This window comes from Mucilaginibacter flavidus, from assembly GCF_024055575.1.
In the GTDB taxonomy this organism is placed as follows: domain Bacteria; phylum Bacteroidota; class Bacteroidia; order Sphingobacteriales; family Sphingobacteriaceae; genus Mucilaginibacter; species Mucilaginibacter flavidus.
The window spans coordinates 374,815-395,508 of the sequence record NZ_JAMXOE010000002.1; the positions used below are offsets into that span (position 1 = coordinate 374,815).

Annotated in this window: 9 protein-coding genes; 4 read left to right on the forward strand and 5 right to left on the reverse strand. The window is 42.8% G+C overall.

The genetic code is table 11. From position 1 onward, the window contains the following. Nucleotides 1-2: 2 nt before the first annotated feature. Together NAF19_RS05960 and NAF19_RS05965 are read right to left on the reverse strand one after the other, a co-directional pair. The gene (locus tag NAF19_RS05960; protein WP_252788903.1) at nt 3-3,236 is read right to left on the reverse strand and encodes a DUF1553 domain-containing protein; all 3,234 of its coding nucleotides are present in this window, start codon (nt 3,234-3,236) and stop codon (nt 3-5) included. A gap of 106 nt (nt 3,237-3,342) precedes the next feature. Further along, a complete protein-coding gene (locus tag NAF19_RS05965) occupies nt 3,343-3,531 on the reverse strand; it encodes a glycoside hydrolase domain-containing protein (RefSeq protein WP_370362848.1) in 189 nt (62 codons plus the stop codon). Nucleotides 3,532-4,830: 1,299 nt separating this feature from the next. Between NAF19_RS05965 and NAF19_RS05970 the strand changes: the two genes are divergently transcribed. The 3 genes from NAF19_RS05970 (at nt 4,831) to NAF19_RS05980 (ending at nt 13,223) form a co-directional block, all read left to right on the forward strand. Beyond that, entirely contained in the window at nt 4,831-7,998 is a 3,168-nt protein-coding gene (locus NAF19_RS05970) for a SusC/RagA family TonB-linked outer membrane protein (protein WP_252788904.1), read from the forward strand. Between the two features lie 21 nt (nt 7,999-8,019). Beyond that, a complete protein-coding gene (locus NAF19_RS05975; protein WP_252788905.1) occupies nt 8,020-9,579 on the forward strand; it encodes a RagB/SusD family nutrient uptake outer membrane protein in 1,560 nt (519 codons plus the stop codon). A gap of 80 nt (nt 9,580-9,659) precedes the next feature. After that, entirely contained in the window at nt 9,660-13,223 is a 3,564-nt protein-coding gene (locus NAF19_RS05980; RefSeq protein ID WP_252788906.1) for a VCBS repeat-containing protein, read from the forward strand. A 7-nt stretch (nt 13,224-13,230) separates the two neighbouring features. On the opposite strand, the gene NAF19_RS05985 is transcribed toward NAF19_RS05980, so the two are convergent. Then, nucleotides 13,231-15,387, reverse strand: a complete 2,157-nt coding sequence (locus NAF19_RS05985) for an FG-GAP-like repeat-containing protein (RefSeq protein ID WP_252788907.1) — start codon at nt 15,385-15,387, stop codon at nt 13,231-13,233. A gap of 327 nt (nt 15,388-15,714) precedes the next feature. Between NAF19_RS05985 and NAF19_RS05990 the strand changes: the two genes are divergently transcribed. Continuing rightward, nucleotides 15,715-16,794 carry a glycoside hydrolase family 43 protein gene (locus NAF19_RS05990; RefSeq protein ID WP_252788908.1) on the forward strand — a complete coding sequence of 360 codons (1,080 nt, stop codon included), beginning with the start codon at nt 15,715-15,717 and terminating at the stop codon, nt 16,792-16,794. Nucleotides 16,795-16,969: 175 nt separating this feature from the next. Here the strand turns inward: NAF19_RS05990 and NAF19_RS05995 are convergent, their stop codons facing one another. Next, nucleotides 16,970-19,456, reverse strand: a complete 2,487-nt coding sequence (locus tag NAF19_RS05995; RefSeq protein ID WP_252788909.1) for a glycosyl hydrolase family 95 catalytic domain-containing protein — start codon at nt 19,454-19,456, stop codon at nt 16,970-16,972. A gap of 19 nt (nt 19,457-19,475) precedes the next feature. Further along, complete coding sequence (locus tag NAF19_RS06000; RefSeq protein WP_252788910.1) at nt 19,476-20,687, reverse strand: endo-1,4-beta-xylanase; 1,212 nt, start codon at nt 20,685-20,687, stop codon at nt 19,476-19,478. Between the last annotated feature and the right edge of the window lie 7 nt (nt 20,688-20,694).

Sequence of the window (20,694 nt, forward strand, 5' to 3'; positions counted from 1 at the left end):
GTTTATCTTTTTGTAAGGGATGCATCAGAATTTAATATGGTACTGGCAACAACCGTGTTGGCGGTCACTAAAGCTGCATCCAATTTTTTATCAATTTTATATTGGCCGGTATTTAGCCAGCCCTTCTCCTTTTCAGGATACTTTTTAAATTTATCGGCCTCAACCTGCTGAAGCATTAGCAGCAGATCTACTTCTTTTGGTAAAGGCCTTTTTCCTGCAAGTTTTCTATACGTATCCGTTATGGCCTTTCGTTTATCGTTTATCCTGGTCATTTGCTCACCCAGCACCCTGGCAGCTTCAATAAAAGTTGGATCATTAAGCGTAACCAGGGCCTGTAGCGGGGTATTGGTTTTTTGCCGGCGCATGATACAATAGCTGCGGGATGGTGCATCAAAGGTTGAAAGGGTTGGATTGGGTACCGATCTTTTTAAAACAACATATAAACTGCGCCTGTAAACAGCCTGGCCGGTATCAGGAATGTAATGAGTGTTGTTTATTTCCCACATACCATCCGGTTGATAGGGTTTTACGCTTTTACCGCCGATCCGGGCATTTAATAGTCCACTTGCAAACAAAGCATTGTCCCGTATCATTTCCGCCGTCATCCGGTAAGCTGGTCCGTGGGACAGGAAACGATTCTCCGGGTCTTTTTCTATTATTTCTGACGCGCGTGAGTCCTGCCTGTACGTAGCAGACATAACGATCATTTTGTTTAGCGCCTTAACATTCCAGCCCGATTCCATAAAAGTTACTGCCAACCAATCCAGCAGCTCCGGATGCGATGGCATTTCGCCCTGGTTACCAAAATCTTCGGCGGTTTTCACTATGCCAATACCAAAAAAGTTTTGCCAAAAACGATTTACAGCTACCCTCGCAGCCAAAGGATTATCAGGGTTGGTTACCCATTGCGCCAGTCCATACCTGTTTTTAGGCAAATTTGATGGATACGGTAATATAGCCTCAGGGGTATTGGGGAAAACTTGTTCGCCACGCATGTCATAATTACCCCTTTTAAGCAGGAACGATTTCTTGGGTTTTGGCATTTCCTGCATTACCATTAACTCCTCAATATTCTCTGTTGAATCTGACAAAGTGGTTCGCAATGTTTTTAATTTCTCTGCCTCTGCTTTTAAATCACGATCGACGGCTGTTAAATAATAGCTTTTTAACACATCTACTTCAGCAGCTGACAGCGCAGACCTTTCTTTAGCCGCAATTTGGCTCCAACTTGCTTTTTGTGCCAGAATTTTGGCTTCAAACGGCGTTAATGTTCTGTTGTAAACAGTAATATCGTCAACTTTTCCGTCCTTAAAACCACGCCCCCGCTCCCAGGCGCCAATTTGCAACCCAGGTTGTGTTCCGCCAGTAAACAGGATATCTTTAGTCAACTGATCCATGGTGGTCTCCATTTTCATCTCGGCACCATCCTCATATAATTTAAATCCGGCAGCTTTCGATGAGCCATCGTAAGTTATGGTGAGCTGTATCCATTTCTCACGCGGAACATCATCAACGCTCACTTTTGTAATAGCATTTGACGGGCCCGTGTGGGCCATATTCAATTCAAGCTTATTATTTTTCAAATACAAATGGTATCCCTTGAAATTGTACAGGCGCTCGGCGGTGCCTTTATGAAGGATAATCCCCTCAGTAAGCTGTTTGGGGATATTCACCCAAATGCCGATGCTAAATGGTTCCGACTTCCTGAAAACACCCACTGGCTTTAAGTCAAGCCACGAATCGCCGCTCAAAAGCAACGCTTTGCCATCACCCCTATTTACAAACGATGGCGCCTCGCCCGCCTGACCGCCTTCGCGCTTCATAACACCAACATTCTTGTTATTGGTTGTGTTAACTAAATTATTATTAAAAGTATAATATGCCTGTAAGCCATCGCCAGGTATTTCGCCTGTAGTAAGTTTTTTGTAGCTCCCGCTATTTAGCCATTTTTCAAAAGTGGCGCCTGCTTTATATCCTGTTTCAACTATAGCTTTCTGCTCATTCGAAATATTGTGATTTATGAACTGCAATATCTTCTCCTTTTCTTTGGTTGGCAGCATCAAAGTAGGTGTGGGTAGTGCATCGTCAAACGAAATTTGCCCGGCCTCTTTTACATTATTAAAAAAGCTGAATAACTGGTAATAATTTTTTTGAGTAATCGGGTCGAATTTATGATCATGGCATTTGGCACAACCTACAGACAAGCCAAGCACTGCATTACCAAAGGTATTAGTGCGGTCCATTACATATTCCGTCTGAAATTCCTCTTCAACAATACCGCCCTCCATATTTTGCGGGTGATTACGGTTAAAGGCAGTAGCAATAATCATATCGCGGGTCGGGTGGGGCATCAGGTCGCCGGCGAGTTGCCACTGCAGGAATTTATCATAAGGAAAATTGCTGTTAAAAGCTTTTATTACCCAATCGCGATAGGGTGACATATCCCTTAGCTTGTCAACGGTGTAACCGTGCGAATCAGCATAACGCGCAACATCCAGCCAATCTACAGCCATTCTTTCGCCATAGTGCGGGGAATTCAGCAAACGATCAACCTGCTTTTCATAAGCATTTGCTGATTTGTCATTTAAGAAACCATCTATTTCACTCAGTGTTGGCGGAAGACCGGTTAGATCCAGCGAAAGCCGCCTCAACAACAGTTCCTTGTTCGCCTGCCCCGAAGGATGAAGATTTTTCTGCTGAAGCTTAGCCAAAACAAAATTATCTATCGGGTTATTAATTGTCCAGCCTTTTTCATCAACGTCAGGAACATTAGGTTTTATGGGTTTCACAAAGGCCCAATGCGGTTTATAAACAGCGCCATCCTTTATCCATTTTATCAAAATTGCTTTTTCAGTGGCTGTTAACGTATGGTGTGATTCCGGAGAAGGCATCCTGTACTTAGGGTCGTCAGAAAGAATACGGTGAAAGAATTCGCTCCCCGCCAAATCCCCCGGGTTAATGGCTACCTTACCCTTATCTTCCGGCAATTCGGCATAGGCAAACTTTGCAATATCCAGCCTTAACCCAGCTTTTTGTTTTGCTTTATCAGGACCATGACATGCGAAACATTTGTCAGAAAGTATTGGCTTAACATCTGTATTATAATCCAATGATCCCGGCAGGGCATCATATGCCTGTTTCACATCGGGTGGCAGGTCAACAGATGGTGAATGAAAATAAATAAAAACCACAACGGCCAAGCCGGCACATAGCAATATTAAAATGAGTCTTCTCATTAAAAGAATTCTTTTAAGATTATGATTTTACTTTTCCAGATTCCTGGTTGGTTTATAAGTAGCCAATATACATCATATTCATATTTAATAAATAAGGCAATCTATTTTATTGGGCTGAAGGAGGCGGAACCCGGGTACCCCGTGTCTTATTCGGTTTGTTACCCATGGTGAATATTATTTTACCGCCTTTCATCAATTCGTCCCGGTATAACCAGCAATTATTTAGTTGTTTACCGTTAAATTCTGCCGATTGTATGTACACATTTACCTTTCCATGATTGTAGATCGACTTCACTCCAGCAAAACCATTGATTAATTCGCCACCTCCAAAACGAATTGACTAACAATAGCTAATTTAATATATCATAATGTACAAACATATAATATATTTTAATTAAGCAATAGTAACTTCAAATATATTTCAACAGATATGAAGATTTCTCATGAGCTCTGGGAACATTGGTTACGGATCTATTTTCTAATTATAACCAAATCTAAACATTGGGCGTTCAACACAATATCAGTTGTATGGAAACAACTACGAAGCAAACATTGGCTTTTATAGACTGCCCTAATCCGGGTTCCAGAATCAGCATAGTCCTTATCAATATAAATCTCAAGAAACTCATCCTTCCGCTTATCTTTGCCACATGGCCGGCATTGAATTAATAACTGTCACACAATCAGTTACATTCAAAAAATAACAAATAAGTAACACTGCGGCCAGCAAAAAGGTCGCCGCCAAGGCGATTGTTCGTTTTGCGGACAAGGTACAGTCCCCCCGTATGACGTTCGCCGGGAGTACAGGGCTTTGCGGCCCTGGTGAAGCGGTCAAACATATTGGGCAAAAAAAGCAATTACATCTTTCTTAAACTAAAATAAAAGGTCACTCCCTTACCGGGAACCGACTTGAACACGATCGTGCCATAGTCGTTAATGGTAGCAGTATACATTTGCGATTAAACAGTGGGTAGAATCCGAGCAGTCGGGACAATCGCAAGTGAGCCAAAAAACTTAAAACACATGGAAAGAAATGTCAAGAATGCCTTTTACTGAATACTTTACCAAGTAATAATTCCTAACAGCCATTTACATGATATACCGCGTACTAATTGCTACGGCGACAACATTTGTTCAGATGATTAAGCATTAAATTGACAAATGTTGTTTTTTTATGGCAAAAAATGTGTTACTCTACTTTCCCTCAAAGCTAATTTTACTCCTTTATAACAGTTACTATTCGTTAACTGTAAGTTACTATTATTATAAACCAGTAGAGCCGACCGGCCAGTTCCTTTTAAAATTTCGATTTAAGTTAAACCTTGATCGACCTGCACACAATGTTTAGTTGTATACAGGAAAGTATAATCCGGTTCAGTTCTGCAATCGATTGCATACCTTTTAAACACATATTTATGAGAGAATAAATAAAAAGTTTTTGTTTTGCCGGCCACAGATTGCGGCCCGCATTAAACTAAATCGGTGCCTGTTATTAGTATGGTGCAATCGCAAATTAAATTGAACCTCAATACACACGCTACCGATCGAACAGCCAATTTAACTTTTACCAATTTTTCAATCAACAAACCAGAATATGAAAAAAAAATATTTACTAAGCACTTTCATTAGATTGACGGCTATACTAGTAATTATATGTATTAATAGTATAAACTACACGTTCGCGGCTAATGACCCGGCTCATTTGCGGCATTTAAATCCTGATGCAGCAAAATCAGACTTAAGCAAGGTTATAACGGGCAAGGTAACCGACGAGGATGGGTTGCCGCTCCCCGGTGTAACTGTTAGAATAAAAGGCACATCTACTGCGGTCGGGACCGACGTTTCCGGCGCGTTTAGAATTGAGGTACCTAACGAACAGGCAGTGCTTGTTTTTAGCTTTGTAGGCTATGCTTCAAAAGATGAAGCTGTGTCGGGTAAATCAGTAATTAACGTAGCATTAAAGAGTGATTCTAAATCATTAAATGAGGTAGTTGTTGTAGGTTACGGAACACAAAAGCGTGCCAACGTAACCGGCGCCGTTTCCTCAGTAAGCGGCAAAACGTTAACAGAACTGCCCGTCTCCGGTGTCGATCAGGCATTACAAGGCAGGGTAGCTGGTTTAACTGTTACCAACAATGGTTCTCCCGGTACCGCGCCTGTAGTTCAAGTCCGCGGCGTAAGTTCGATAGGTTATGGGGGTGATCCGCTGTACATTATTGATGGTGTCGCTGGATCTATCGGCGGCTTGGATGCACAGGAAATACAATCCGTTGATGTACTTAAAGATGCAAGCTCGGCAGCGATCTATGGCTCCCGGGGAACCAACGGCGTTATCCTGATTACCACCAAAAAGGGATCAAGAAATAATAAGGCCCAGGTAAGCATCAGTTCTTACGGAGGTTTTCAGCAAGTTACCAAAAGGTATGATCTCCTTAATACCAATCAGTATCTTCAGTATGAGCGGGCATTAGACGGATCCGCAGGAATTGGACTGCCTCCACGTTTACAATCGGCGAACTTTAACCTGCCTATTTACGCCGGCTCCACGCAAACTTTTGCACAAACTAATACCGACTGGCAAAGTGCATATTTTCAAAAAGGGGCTATCCAGCAGCATGATGTCACAATAAGCGGCGGAAATGATGTTTCCCGTTTCTTTACATCTGGTGGTTATTTTGACCAGGACGGTATCACAGTTGGAACGTTTTATACCCGGAAAAACTTCCGTATGAATTCCGATCACAATGTAAACAAGTTTGTTACCATCGGCGAAACTTTTAATGTTTCTTCTACCCGCCAGCGGTTTGGTATCCCACCGGGCAACAGGACGCCTCTTACCAATGTGATAAGGATGCAACCATATATACCTGTTTACAACCCCAATAATCAGGGTGGCTATTTCGGTCCTCAAAACAGTTTCGATGGCGCCGACCCGGTTAACCCAGTTGAACAGGCGTTGATTAACGACAACCGTAATTACGGCTTCGGAATACATGGTAACCTGTTTTTAACAGTAAAGTTTACTCCATGGCTTAAGTTTAATTCTACTTATGGCATCGATTATGGAACAAACAGGCAGGAACAGTATACGCCTATATACAATGACGGCGGTACGTCAAGCAGCCCGCTTGCTTCAATAACTGAAAATGTTGGGAGTGGTACAACTACGCTATATACCGAACAATTGACCTTCGACAAAACATTTGCCAAAAAACACCACGTTTCGGCTGTGGCAGTTTACGAAGCTCAAACAAACCGGGGCGATAGCCACAACTCTTTCGGTAACCAAAACAATAACACGATAAAAACCCTGCAGAACGCAACTAACATAACTACTAATTACACTTATGGCACAAATGTTTTGACATCATATGTTGGGCGTGTGAGTTATGATTATGCGGGGAAATATTTACTTTCAGGTTCAGTACGCCAGGATGGTTTGTCGGTTTGGGCCCCGGGGCACAAATATGAATGGTTTCCTGCGGCTTCAGTGGGCTGGAAAGTCGACCAGGAAGATTTCATGAAGGGTATGACGTCAATCAGCGAATTGAAGCTGCGTGCAGGTTATGGCCGTACCGGTATAAACGGAACTGTACTGGGTAATTATCCATATGTATCGAATGTTTCAGCGGGCGGCACAACCTATCCGTTTAATAACCTGGCAACGGGTGCTAACCAGGGTAACGGATCCTATTACGGCGGACTAAGTAACCCTCAGCTCCATTGGGAAATAACCAACTCAACAAACATTGGTGTTGACCTTGGCTTATTTCAAAACGCGTTTACTTTATCGGCCGAGGTTTATGACAGAAAAACCGATAACCTTATCTTAGGTGTGCCAGTTCCACCGAGCTATGGTGTTGGCGGGCCCTTAGCAAATGTTGGTTCAATGGATAATAAGGGTATTGAACTTACTGCAGGGTATCATAAAACAGCCGGCGACTTTAGATATGATATAACCGGGGTGTTTAGTTTAGACCGGAATAAAGTTACCTCATTAACAGGTAGTGCAAATGGTTCTATTTCGGCCGGCCAGGATGCTGACTTTGGTAACGGCGTGATTACTAATACCGTACCCGGCCAATCCATCCAGTATTTTTATGGTTACGTGGTAGAAGGTATATTTCAGAGCGCATCTGATGTGAGCGGCCACGCTACGCAAACTAATGCAGCGCCGGGCGACATCAAATTTAAAGATGTAAACCAAGATGGCGTTATTGATGCAAGGGACAGGGTTAACCTGGGCAGTTATCTTCCCAAATTTTCATATTCGTTAAATTATTCTGCCAGTTACAAAAATTTCGACATGACTGCGTTTTTCCAGGGAGTGTATGGCAATAAAATATTTAACGCCGAAAAAGTGATCCTTGAAGGGATGGCCAGGTTGTTTAATTCAGATGTTCATGTTTTAAATGCCTGGACTCCGTCAAATACTAATACTAATATTCCGAGGGCAATCTCTGGCGACCCCAACAGTAATTTAAGGGTTTCGTCACGCTGGATTGAAAGCGGTTCATATCTCCGCTTAAAAAACCTCCAGATAGGATACAGCTTTCCAACAGGCTGGCTTAAGAATGCTACCGATAATAACGTAAGCAAAGTTAGGATCTACCTGTCGGGTGCAAACATATTCACGGTTACCAAATATACCGGGCTGGATCCCGAGGTCGGCTCTAAAAATGGAACGCTTACAAATGGTATAGACTATGGACAATACCCTCAGCCAAGGACGCTGCTGGTAGGTTTACAAGCAACATTTTAATAATCAAAAAAATTGTATATTATGAAACATGGAAAAATTTATTTTTCAGCAGCTGCTATCCTGCTAATGATAACGGTGATCGTATTCTCCTGTAAAAAAGCAGCGTTGGATACATCTGATCCCAACAACCTGACTACCGGCAACTATTACAAAACGGCGGTACAGTTAAAATCGGCAGTTAACGCCGCCTACGCAGCTATGCACCAAAACAACCTGGTGTCTCGTGAGTGGTATTACTTACATGACACCCGCAGCGATGAGGTTACCCCGGGCGGCGGACAATTGGAAGTTCCGCGCAGGCAGTTGTATGAAAACACCGACGACCCTACAAATTCAGTTATGAACTCGGTATGGAATGGCTGGTACACGGTAATATTCCGCGCCAACGTGGTAACCGACAATGCGCCAAACGTTACAGACAATGTGGCAGACAAAAATGAAACAGTTGGAGAAGCAAAATTTTTACGAGGCTGGGCTTATTTTGACCTGGTTAGCATGTGGGGCGGTGTGCCTTTGTTAACAACGGTACCAAAAAGTCCCGCCGCATTTCAACCGCGGGCATCTGTTGACGCAGTTTATGCGCAAATTATTCAGGATCTGACAGATGCCGCAGCAGCACTACCCGCGAAATCAGCGACTGACAAAGGAAGGGCCACGGCCGCCGCTGCCAATGCTATGTTAGGCAGGGTGTTAATGCAAAAAGGCGACTATGCAGGTGCTAAAGCAGCATTTTTAAAAATACCGACTACAGGGCCTGATGGATACGCTTTAACAAATCGCTATTTGGATAATTTTGAGTTAGCAACAGAATTTAACCCGGAATCAATTTTTGAAGTTGTATTTGTGGACAAAGGCGACAATAGTTACAACTGGGGCGGCGAAAGCGCGACTGAATCCCAGAGTACGGTGAGAAACCAGGAATATTGCCCGGTTGCATGGAGGAACCTTATTCCTTCGGACAAATACTTAAATGAATTTGAAAGTACAGCTACAGGCGCAGTGAAAACAGACCCGCGCTTTTCATATAGCGTTTACCAAACCGGAGACATGTATAATAACGGGCTAAGTACTTTAACCGATGCGGATCAAAATGGAAATTCTTCTATTCTTAACGGCGTTACTAAAAAAATAAGCTGGCGTAAATTTATGCTTATTTACCAGGAAAGTGCAGGCACTGCCGGGTTCCACCCTGGCGGTAACAACCAGCGAATTATACGCTATTCGGAGGTTTTAATTAACCTTGCCGAATGTGCCAATGAGCTGGGCGACATTTCCGGAGCTGTAGCTTATCTGAACATGGTACGCGCAAGACCCGATGTTGCTATGCCGCCATATCCGACGGCACAATTTCCTGTTGTTACAAAAGAGGATGTAGTTAAAGCCATAATGCACGAAAAAATGGTTGAATTAGGCGATGAACAGGTGCGTAATATTGACATTTTAAGATGGCGTAAAAAGGGATATTTCTCTACTGAGCCAATTGCTAAATTCCACCCTGGCAGAGATGAGCTACTGCCTATACCACAGTCTGAACTTGACAATAATCCGCTCGTTGCCGGGCATCAAAATCCAGGCTATTAATAATATAATTAATTTAAAACACTCTTTTAAAAACAGGCGGCTGAATCAGCCGCCTGTTTTTTCATATATTTAAGCTATTTATGAATAAGCTCACCCTTGTTATTGCTGTAACTATATTGCTCATTTCCTGCAAAAAGCGCACACTGTTTGAGCAAATATCTTCCTCTGCTTCCGGTATTACGTTTAACAACCAAATTACAGAAAACGATTCCATCAACCCGATCGATAATGCCACTGTATATAACGGCGGGGGTGTTGGTATAGGAGACTTTAATAACGATGGCTTGCCGGATGTTTATTTTACCGGCAACATGGTAGCGAATAAATTATATATCAACCGAGGTAACTTTAAATTCGAGGATGTTACTCTCGAGGCAGGTGTAGATGGCAAAGGACGTTGGGGAAAAGGTGTTTCTGTTATCGACATTAATAACGATGGCTTGCCTGATATATACGTTTGCAATTCGTTTGCAAACGATCCCAAAAAACGGCAAAACTTATTGTATATAAACCAGGGAGCTAATAAAGCCGGTGTCCCCGTATTTAGAGAAGAAGCGAAGGAATATGGGCTTGATATTCAACTATTCTCCACAATGGCGAGCTTTTTTGATTATGATAACGATGGCGACCTTGATATGTATTTGACGGTAAATGAGCCAAACCCAGCTGAATACCCGAACCAATTCCGCCCCATTAATGTTACCGGTAACGCCAGAAGTATGGGGCGATTGTACCGGAACGACTGGGACGTGAAACTCAAGCATCCCGTGTTTAAAGATGTGTCGTTAGCTTCCGGGATCAAGATAGAAGGATATGGACACGCCGCAACAATAGCCGATATTAATTTGGATGGATGGAAGGATATTTATGTTACCAACGACTTTCTGTCGAATAATATTTTGTATATCAATAATCACGACGGAACTTTTACCGACAAGTCGAAAGAGTATTTCAAACATACATCGTTCAATGCTATGGGTCAGGATATCGAGGACATAAATAACGACGGCCTGGCCGATATATTTGAACTCGATATGAGTCCCCCGGATAATTTCCGAAAAAAAATGATGTCGGGGCCAAGTAGTTATAACACTTTCCAGAACTTTGACCATTACGGTTACCAATATCAATATGTACGCAATACACTTCAACTAAACCAGGGGCCTTCTATTGGAGAAAACAACAAGATCGGTGAACCTGTATTTAGCGAAATTGGCTTTTTAAGCGGTGTGGCCCAAACAGACTGGAGCTGGACCCCAATGGTAACCGATTTTGACAATGATGGTTACCGCGATATTATAGTTACGAACGGCTATCCCCGCGATGTTACGGATCATGATTTTATTACGTACAGATCCAATGCATTTTTGATAACGCCAAAAAAGGAAATTCTAAACCAAATACCTTCAGTCAAAATTCATAACTACGCTTTTCATAACCAGGGCGGCGTCCAATTTAATGATGTAAGTTTAGATTGGGGACTGGGCATACCCTCATTTTCTAACGGCGCGGTGTACGCCGACTTAAACAATGATGGGGCGATGGACCTTGTAATTAACAATATCAATGATGAAGCACTGATTTACAAAAATACCGCGGCCGGAGATAAAGAAACTGCGCAGCATTATCTTAATGTCGTGTTTAAGGGGTCCAATCAAAACCGGGAGGGGATAGGAACTTTCGTCGATATATATTACCAGCACGGTTTACATCAGGTATATGAAAACAATCCTTTCCGGGGTTATCTCTCCAGTATTCAGCCTATAGCTCATTTCGGATTGGGTAAATGCAAAACTATTGACTCGGTGGTTGTCAGATGGCCGAACAAATACAAGCAAACATTTTTAAATGTAAATGCAGATCAAACTTTGTCAGCAAACACCAGCGATGCTCATCAAACCTATACCTGGTCAAATCCTGTTTCAATAAAAACGCCTTTATTTACAAATATCACAGAAAAAAGTGCGATTAAATACATTCATCGCGACACTGATTATCAAGACTTTAATATTCAAAAACTTTTGCCACATAAACTTTCAGAATATAATCCTGCACTTTCTGTTGGCGATATTAACTGCGATGGATTAGATGACATAGTTATAGGTGGAAATTTAACTGAACCGGCACAGGTTTTTTTCCAACGAAAAGACGGCACATTTATACAAAGAAATATTTTAGAAGAAAAGAAATATGATCCCCCATATCTTGATGAGGGGATTCTAATTTTCGATTCGAACGGCGATAAATTTCCCGATGTATTGATTACCAGCGGTGGGTATAAATCTCGGGCAAATGACCCATCATACCAGGACCGGTTGTATATTAATGATGGTAACGGCCATTTCACGCTAGCAAAGGATGCGTTGCCGGAATGTTTTAAAAGTAAACTATGTGTAAGGGCATTTGATTATAATAATGACGGCAAATTAGATCTTTTTATCTCGGGGCGGGTTGAGCCATGGCGATACCCTGAACCGGTAAATAGCTATATATTAAGAAATGACACAAAAGACGGCAAGGTAAAATTTACAGATGTAACCAATGAAGTTGCTCCCGACCTTAAAAAGATTGGATTGGTATGCGATGCCATTTTTAGTGATTTTGACAACGATGGTAAAACAGATTTGATATTAGCGGGAGAATGGATGCCGGTAATCTTTTTGAAAAATACAGGTGGAAGGTTTGTAAACGTTACAGCAAAAAGCGGAGTAAGCAATAAAACCGGGTGGTGGAACTCAATAGTTGCGGGTGATTTCAGGCATACAGGCCGAACGGATTATATAGTTGGAAATGCAGGCTTAAATTCCCTGTACCAGGCCAGTGATGAGTTTCCGGTGTATATCACAGCAAGCGATTTCGATAAAAGAAACAGGTTTGATGCATTTCCATCGCTGTTTCTTCCGGGTAAAGACGGCATAAAACGTGAATACCCGGCAAATGTAAGAGAAGACGCTTTTAAGCAGATGATAAGTTTACGTGTAAAGTTCACTAACTATCATTCGTATGCGGAGGCTACTATGCAGGATTTGCTCAGTGCGGAACAAATGAAAAGTGCGTTGCGGCTTAAAGCCACCGAATTAAGGTCATGTTATTTCAGAAACGATGGCGAAGGCAAATTCACAATGGTACCCTTGCCTGTCGATGCACAGGTTTCAGCCTTAAATGGGATGGTGGCTGACGATTTTGATGGAGACGGCAATCTCGATCTGTTGATCAATGGCAATGATTTTGGTACCGATGTTACACTTGGAAGATATGATGCCTTAAATGGCTTGTTGCTAAAAGGTAACGGCAAGGGTGGTTTTACTCCGTTATCAATTGCAGGTAGCGGGATATATTTACCCGGGAATGGAAAGGCACTGGTAAAGTTGAAAGGAGCAGCTAACAACTATCTGCTGGCAGCAAGCGAACACGCAGGGCCTCTCCGGGTTTTTCAATTAAATGCCAAAGCTTCAATCTTAAAAATAAGCGATACAGAACAAAGCGCAATCATCACTTATAAAGATGGCAGTAGCACCAAACAGGAATTTTACTACGGAAGTTCGTTTCTTTCCCAATCGTCAAGGTTTATCCTGGTAAATGATAAGATAGCGCAGGTATCAATAAAAGATAGTTCAGGAAAAACGAGGGTGGTTAAGTTTTAGCTTACTCCTATATCCCTTTACTTTTTAGGGTCATGCCAGCCATTGGCATTGGCATCGGCTGCGTATTGGTTTTAAATTTTAGTGCCTTTAAATTAAGTGGCGTTATTTTGCCATTTTCTGTTATTTCTAAAAACTGGCAAGGCTTAATTTTATGAAGATGCTGCACCGTGCCGCTGCCCGCCCACCGGATCTCGATATCATCGATCGTAGTGGCCTGCCCTATCCCTATCTCCTGCCTAAGGGGCGACGAACCGAAACTTCCGCCGGAATTTACATCTTTAAATACAGTGCGTTGTAAGCCATTGTCTGTAAAGGTAACCTTGATCCGTGAGCCGATTGCAGACTTATTCGACTTTGTGCCAACCAGCTTTAAACCTATCCAATTATTGTTGTTTTGGCCCGGATTAAGATATAATGAACTCGGGTAAGCATCACCTGTGTACGCTCCGCCCATTTCGATGAAAATATCCTGCAGGCCGTTGTTTCGGAAATCGGCAAATGAAACACCATGGCCTTTCTGCAAATTACCCGTGCGCGACGAACTGGTTACATCGGCAAATTTTTCGCCGCCTATATTACGGAATAGTTTATTAGGGATTAGCGATCCAAAATCCGGGTTACCCGTACCAAAATACATATCCGGATAACCATCATTATCAATATCACCAAAATTGCCGCCCATGCTGAAAACCACTTTATCCAGCCCCGTGCTGTGCGTTACATTTGTAAACGTACCATCGTGGTTGTTTTTAAAAAGAAAAATATTTCCGTTGTCCGGTACAGGAGTACCCAACGCCTCCAACGCCGCATAATAGCCCAGGGTGGTACTAAAATTATAACTGCCCATCAAAATATCGGGCCATCCATCGTTATTGTAATCAAAAAACCAGGTAGTGAATGTGTTTTGTTTTATGTTGATGCCCGATTTATCGGTAACATCTTCAAAACCCACATCTTTCCCGCCTTTACATTTGTTTTTCAGTAAATATTTCTTTCCGCTCATGGTCGAAACAAAAATGTCGGGCCAGCCATCGTTATTATAATCCGCTGCCGTTACCCCTTTCACAAAATCATTGACCTGGCAATGGGCTTTTTGGGCCATTTCGGTAAAAGTACCGTCGTGGTTATTCAGATAAAACGCCGATGGATGATTGCTTTTAGGGTCAGTTCCACCATGGCTTTCCTTGCCTATAAAAACATCAAGCCAGCCATCGTTATTAAAATCGGCCCACACGGCTGTTTGTGTCGGGTCCATGAATTTTAAACCGGCTGCAAAGGTCACTTCGGTAAATGTTCCGTTGCCATTGTTTTTGAGTAAAGAGCAGGGCTGATTACCGAACCCGTCCCGAAGCCAGCCTCCACGCATTATAAAGATGTCCGGACGGCCATCGTTGTTATAATCGGTTTGTTCAATATTCAAGCCGCCAACCTCATTTTGCAAGCCGCTTCGAGCAGTACGGTCGCTAAAGGTACCGTCGCCGTTATTGTGAAAATAATGCATGTGGTCCTGCAAATCCATTCCTGAAGTAATAATGTCCAGGTATCCGTCGCCGTCGAAATCATCCACTATGGAGCCGCCAGCCCTGCTATTCAGATTTATACCTACATTTTCAGCTACATCAGCAAACGGCTTTACTTTGTGCGGCCCATCGTCGGCATCTAAATTTGGTATGAGGTATTGGGAAGGAACTTGCGCCGGATAGCCGCCCAGCGTCATATAAGCTATGTTTAACAGCCATCGCGACTGGGCATCCTGCGGGTCTGCCCTCAAATTTTTTTCCAGCGTTTCTATTGCCCGTTGTGATCCTGTTTGAATTTGATGTACGCCTGCCCCCGAAATAGGGAATATGCACGATGAACCATTATGGTTAAGCATGCAGTTTGCCCGTTCGCCTAAACGCATATAACTAACAGCCTGATCAGGCAACATATTTACAGGGTTCATGTAACGAGGAAGTCTCGCAATTTTATTAAAAATATCAACAGCGCGCTGCTCGTGGCCTTCCTGCAATTCAAACAACGCCTTTTTTGCCAACAATTGCGCATCGTAGTTTGGGGAATCTGCTTTTAACGCCGAATCGCTGGCGGCAAGCCGGGCATCGGAGCTGAAAATATTTTGCGGGTTGTAATTTCGCTTTTTTAGTTCCTGCAGCAGGTCAGTCATATTGGCCGGGGAGTGTGGCTTACATGTAATCAGCAAACTGCAAATACCTGGTATAAATAATAACGTACGTAATCTATATCTCAAAAACATGAAAACTGGTTTAAAATTGGAAGCGGATGCTTAACTTAAACAAAGTTAAATTAGGCCATAATTCTAAAACACAACATTTGTCTTTATTAATATAACATCTGAACAAAACAACTGAACATATGAGTTATATATATACACAAACGTGCATAGCGGGGATATCTATCCGGCTTAACTTCGTCGACGGAAAAAACTTCAAATACCTATAGTGGATTAATCAATATTAAATAAATCAAAATAATGAAGAAGAATGTTTTAAAGATGACGATTTTGACCGTCGCGTCGACGCTCGTGGTCAATTCGTTAAGTGCGCAGAAAAACACCAACAAGGTTAAGTTCCTTAATCCGCCACTAATTAAAACCATTTACACAGCCGATCCGTCCGCCCACGTGTTCAATGGAAAAATTTACATTTATCCCTCTCATGATATTGACGCAGGTGTACCCGAAAACGATAATGGCGATCATTTTGCAATGCGCGATTATCATATATTATCGCTTGATCATATAGGCGGAAAAGTTACCGACCACGGCGTCGCACTCGACATTAACAACATTCCATGGGTTGGCAAACAGCTATGGGCACCCGACGCCGCGTTTAAAAATGGCAAATACTTCCTGTATTTTCCGGCAAAAAACAAAGACGGCGTTTTTCAAATAGGATGCGCAACATCCGATAAGCCAGCAGGGCCGTTTAAGGCCAATCCACATCCCATTGCCGGAAGCTACAGCATCGATCCTGCTGTATTTATTGACGATGACGGAAGCGCATATATGTATTTTGGAGGTATTTGGGGTGGTCAGCTTCAACGCTGGCAGACTGGAAAATATGAGGCCAACGGTTCAAAAACTGATCTTCACAATGATAAGGCACCGGCAATTAGTTGCAGGGTAGCCAAATTGGATAAAAGCATGATGGAAATTGATGGAAAAGTACATAATGCCCTTATAGTTGACAGCGCCGGGCACGAACTATTAGGTGGCGATCATGACCGTCGTTTTTTTGAAGGCTCATGGATGCATAAATTTAAGGGGAAGTATTATTTAACCTACTCTACCGGCGATACGCATTTTCTGGCCTATGCTATCGGCTCGAACCCTATGGGACCTTTTGTTTACGCTGGCCACTTTATGCAGCCTGTGCAAGGTTGGACAACGCATCACTCTATTATTAAGTTTAATAATAATTGGTATATTTTTTACCACGACACTGAACTTTCGGGCAGAACACATCTCAGGAATGTTAAGGTTACCGGGTTACATCACCTGGATAATGGAAAGATAGAAATGATCAATACCTACACGAGTTCGGGTAAATAATATGTTTAAAAACGAACGTGCAGCGGCCGTTTAAAAAGCTCAGCTGCTGCATGTTAAAATTTCAGATAAACTAAGAGGAACACTTCGGCTATTTAGTTGGCCTTTTTTATATAACTTAATTTATTTTTTGCCGAAACGTCAGTTGTAGCTTCTTCGGACTTTCCCGACTTTCGGACTATTCTATAAAATAAGTTTTACCAGCTACTGTTGGCATATCGTAAACCCACGTTTTGGCAAGGGTTGGTGTAAGGCTTTCGGCGCTGGTTTTTATTATCGGCGTTTTTAAGTCCATCGCTTGGTAAAAACGATTTTTGTTGCTCCCATGTGCTGCGCTCAGTAATTTGGTGGCCATTTGTTGATTTAAACGCAGCCGGCAGTTTCCGCCGAGCGAAGAATGTATAATCAGTTTTACAATTTTGTGGTCGGCCCAGGTCATATCAACTTTAAAGCCTCCCCGGGCCACTAGTCCTGAAACGCTGCCATCCTTCCAATCATCGGGCAAGGCCGGCAACAGGTAAATTGCGCCGTCGTGGCTTTGCAAAAGCATTTCTGCTATCCCCGAAGTGCAGCCAAAATTACCGTCGATCTGGAAAGGCGGATGGGCATCAAATAAATTTGGATAAGTGCCGCCAGAACCCCCACCTACCGGTTTTATTTGATCCTTAATAAGTTTATACGCATGATTGCCATCCAATAAACGCGCCCATAAATTGATCTTCCATGCCATCGACCATCCTGTTGATACATCACCACGGTAGACAAGCGAGTTTTTCACAGCCGCAAATAGTTGTGGCTGCGTGAAAGGTGATATTTGATTACCCGGAAACAAACCATACAAATGAGAAACATGCCGATGGTGATCGTCGGTACGGTCAAAATCTTCCAGCCACTCCTGCAGCTGGCCATGTTTGCCAATTTGCATAGGCGGTAATTGGCTACGACAATTAGCCAGGCTATCCGCAAAGACTTTATCGACATTCAGTTCGGCTGCTGCCCTGATCACAGCTGTAAACAGGCCATAAACCAATTGGTTATCCATGGTAGCGCCAGCAGTTACTGATACCGGGGTTTTACCATCGATATATTCGTGTTCCGGCGATATTGAGGGCGACACTACCAACCAACCGTGATCTGGTTCCTTTTGCAGGGCATCAATATAATATTCAGCGGCCCCCTTCATTACCGGATAATATTTCTTCAGAAATGCCCTATCGCCCGAATATAAATAATGTTCCCAAAGATGATGGCTGAGCCACGCGTTTGATGTTGGCCACAATCCCCAAAAGGCGCCATCCACTATCCCGGTAATACGCCAGATATCAGTGTTATGGTGCAGCATCCATCCGCGTGTTCCGTACATTATTTTTGCAGTTGGAGTACCAGTAACAGACAAATCTTCAATCATCTGAAAAAGCGGAGTACTCAATTCTGGTAGTTGTGTTACCTCGCTTGGCCAATAATTCATTTCGGTGTTTATGTTAATGGTGTACTTGCTGTCCCAGGGGCCTTTGACCTCTCCATTCCAAATTCCCTGTAAATTGGCTGGTTGCGAGCCTGGCTGAGATGAACAAATTAACAGGTACCGCCCGTATTGAAAATATAGTTCGGCCAGCTGTGCATCATTATCATTTGAGAAATTTTCTATGCGGACATCTGTAGGTTTGTTTGCAGCGCTATTGATGCCGAGATTGAGTTTAACCCTATCGAAATAAGAGCGGTAAAACCTGGTGTGTTTATTCAGCAGATTATCGAAGCTCTGCTGGTAAGCTTTATACAAAATATCGTTAGCCCGGTTCATCGCATTTGCCGAAACATTGTGATAATTCACAAAATTGGTGGCCATTGAAAGATATATGACGGCTGTATCAGCATTAGCAATAGTTATGCCCGAAGTATCCGTAACGCAAGTCCCGCGGGAATTTTTAACCCTGGTGAGCACGGTATATTTGATCTGCCCTTTTTGGCCTTCGTGGTCGCTGCCCTGGCCGGATAAAACCAGCGTTTCTCTTCCATTTACACTAACCAAAGATTTTAGTGGGCTTTGAAGTTTTATCTTGCAGCTAATCATACCTGGTTTATTGGCCGTTAGCCTGGCCATAAGCACATTGTTGCCAAAAGCGGTAAAATATTCCCGTTTGTAGTTAACACCGTTTAAAGTGTATTTTACAACAGCCTTCGCATTTGCAATATCCAAATCGCGATAGTAATTGCTAACACTATCTGTACCGGAAAACTTGATGTATAAATTACCGGCAAGCTGGTACGGCATGCCACTGTTGCCCTTTGGCCCTAATTTGCTATTAGCCAATTCCTGCGCTTCGGCGTATTTCTTCTCAGCAAGCAACGCCCTAACCTTATTAATATATGGCCTCGCGCCCGAATCGACGGTATTATTCGGCCCACCTCCCCATATGGTTGATTCATTGAGTTGGATGCGTTCGTTTTGTACATTGCCAAATACCATTGCGCCTATAAAGCCATTCCCGATCGGTAAAGCTTCGTTCCAGCTTTTAGCAGGTTTGTTATACCATAATTTATAGCGGTTGGGGCTGTGGACCAGGGCTGCCTTTTTACCCACCTGTTTTTGTTGTGCCTGTAGCGATGAGAATATCAATAATGCCGTAACAAAAATGTTCGCTTTTTTATAAAATGATGCTGTCATATATTTGGTTTATCATCGCTTAAAAATTAACAACCGACCAATAGGCCTTTTTACGTTGCCTATTTTCATCAAATAATAAGGGGTAGGCCTTTATTACTACACGGGGTGTGTTTACACCCGCTGCAGCCCCTCCCATAGGTCCTCCGCCTCTCACGTCCAGCCAGCTCGACCGATCAGACACGTTCCAAAATGTAACGTTTGTTATATATTGCTTATACTGCCTGATAATATCAAAGGCCATTTTGTATTGCGCAACTTGTTTGGCTTCCACTTCGGGGGTAAACCCCGGGTCGGGTGTTGGCGTTGCCCCTGCAGGTGCTGCTGTTGTACCGGCGGCTGGGTTTGGCTTTGGCAAGCGTATAGTAATATCCATTTCGGTAAACTGCACCTTTAAGCCCAGGGAGGTTACCTCGTCAAGGGCTTTACGCAATTCATCGGGCGATGGGTCGTTCAGTTTCCAATGGGCCTGCATGCCGACGCCATCAATAGGTGTGTGGTCGGCAATCAACTTTTTTAACAGCTTATATATCTTCTCTCTTTTAGCCGGACGTTCACTGTTATAGTCATTGTAGTATAACTTCGCAATGGGGTCAGCTTCGTGCGCATATTTAAAAGCCGAATCGATAAAATCGGGGCCATTGCATATTTTGTACCAGTTACTTTTGCGATATACCTGCGTGGTGTCCTCGCTATCATCAACCGCCTCATTCACTACGTCCCAGGCGTAAATTTTGCCTTTATATCTTCCTGCTACGGCAAAAATATGATCTTTTAAGCGTTGTAAAAGCAACTCTTTAGTTACCGGTTCACCATTCGGCCCCTTAAACATCCATGCAGCTTCCTGGTTATGCCAGCATAAATTATGTCCACGTATTTTGATATGATGACTCACAGCAAAATCAACAATAGCATCTGCATTTTTCCAATTATAAACGTTTTCGGATGGGTGTATCGGCCCCATCTTCATATCATTTTCCGGGGTTACGCTGTTAAACTCTTTTACAATTAATGCCGAATCGGGGCCATGCAAAGAAGCCATGCTTACCGCAACCCCAACAGGAAAATAATCTTTATAGTAATCTTTCAAACCTTTATCGGCATTGATACCCGCCGTAGCAGGTGATGTTACCAGATGTTTGGAAGCACACTGAACAAATGATAAAACCATAAACGCAATTGTGAGAACCAACATACCCCGACTTGCATTTTTTGCTGTAGTAGAAAATTCCATATTTGTT

What these genes read in the sequence shown, in the direction of transcription:
- NAF19_RS05995 (WP_252788909.1), bottom strand. Translation starts at nt 19,456, where the DNA reads ATGACAGCATCATTTTATAAAAAAGCGAACATTTTTGTTACGGCATTA.
- NAF19_RS05990 (WP_252788908.1), top strand. Translation starts at nt 15,715, where the DNA reads ATGAAGAAGAATGTTTTAAAGATGACGATTTTGACCGTCGCGTCGACG.
- NAF19_RS05975 (WP_252788905.1), top strand. Translation starts at nt 8,020, where the DNA reads ATGAAACATGGAAAAATTTATTTTTCAGCAGCTGCTATCCTGCTAATG.
- NAF19_RS05980 (WP_252788906.1), top strand. Translation starts at nt 9,660, where the DNA reads ATGAATAAGCTCACCCTTGTTATTGCTGTAACTATATTGCTCATTTCC.
- NAF19_RS05960 (WP_252788903.1), bottom strand. Translation starts at nt 3,236, where the DNA reads ATGAGAAGACTCATTTTAATATTGCTATGTGCCGGCTTGGCCGTTGTG.
- NAF19_RS05970 (WP_252788904.1), top strand. Translation starts at nt 4,831, where the DNA reads ATGAAAAAAAAATATTTACTAAGCACTTTCATTAGATTGACGGCTATA.
- NAF19_RS05985 (WP_252788907.1), bottom strand. Translation starts at nt 15,387, where the DNA reads ATGACTGACCTGCTGCAGGAACTAAAAAAGCGAAATTACAACCCGCAA.
- NAF19_RS06000 (WP_252788910.1), bottom strand. Translation starts at nt 20,687, where the DNA reads ATGGAATTTTCTACTACAGCAAAAAATGCAAGTCGGGGTATGTTGGTT.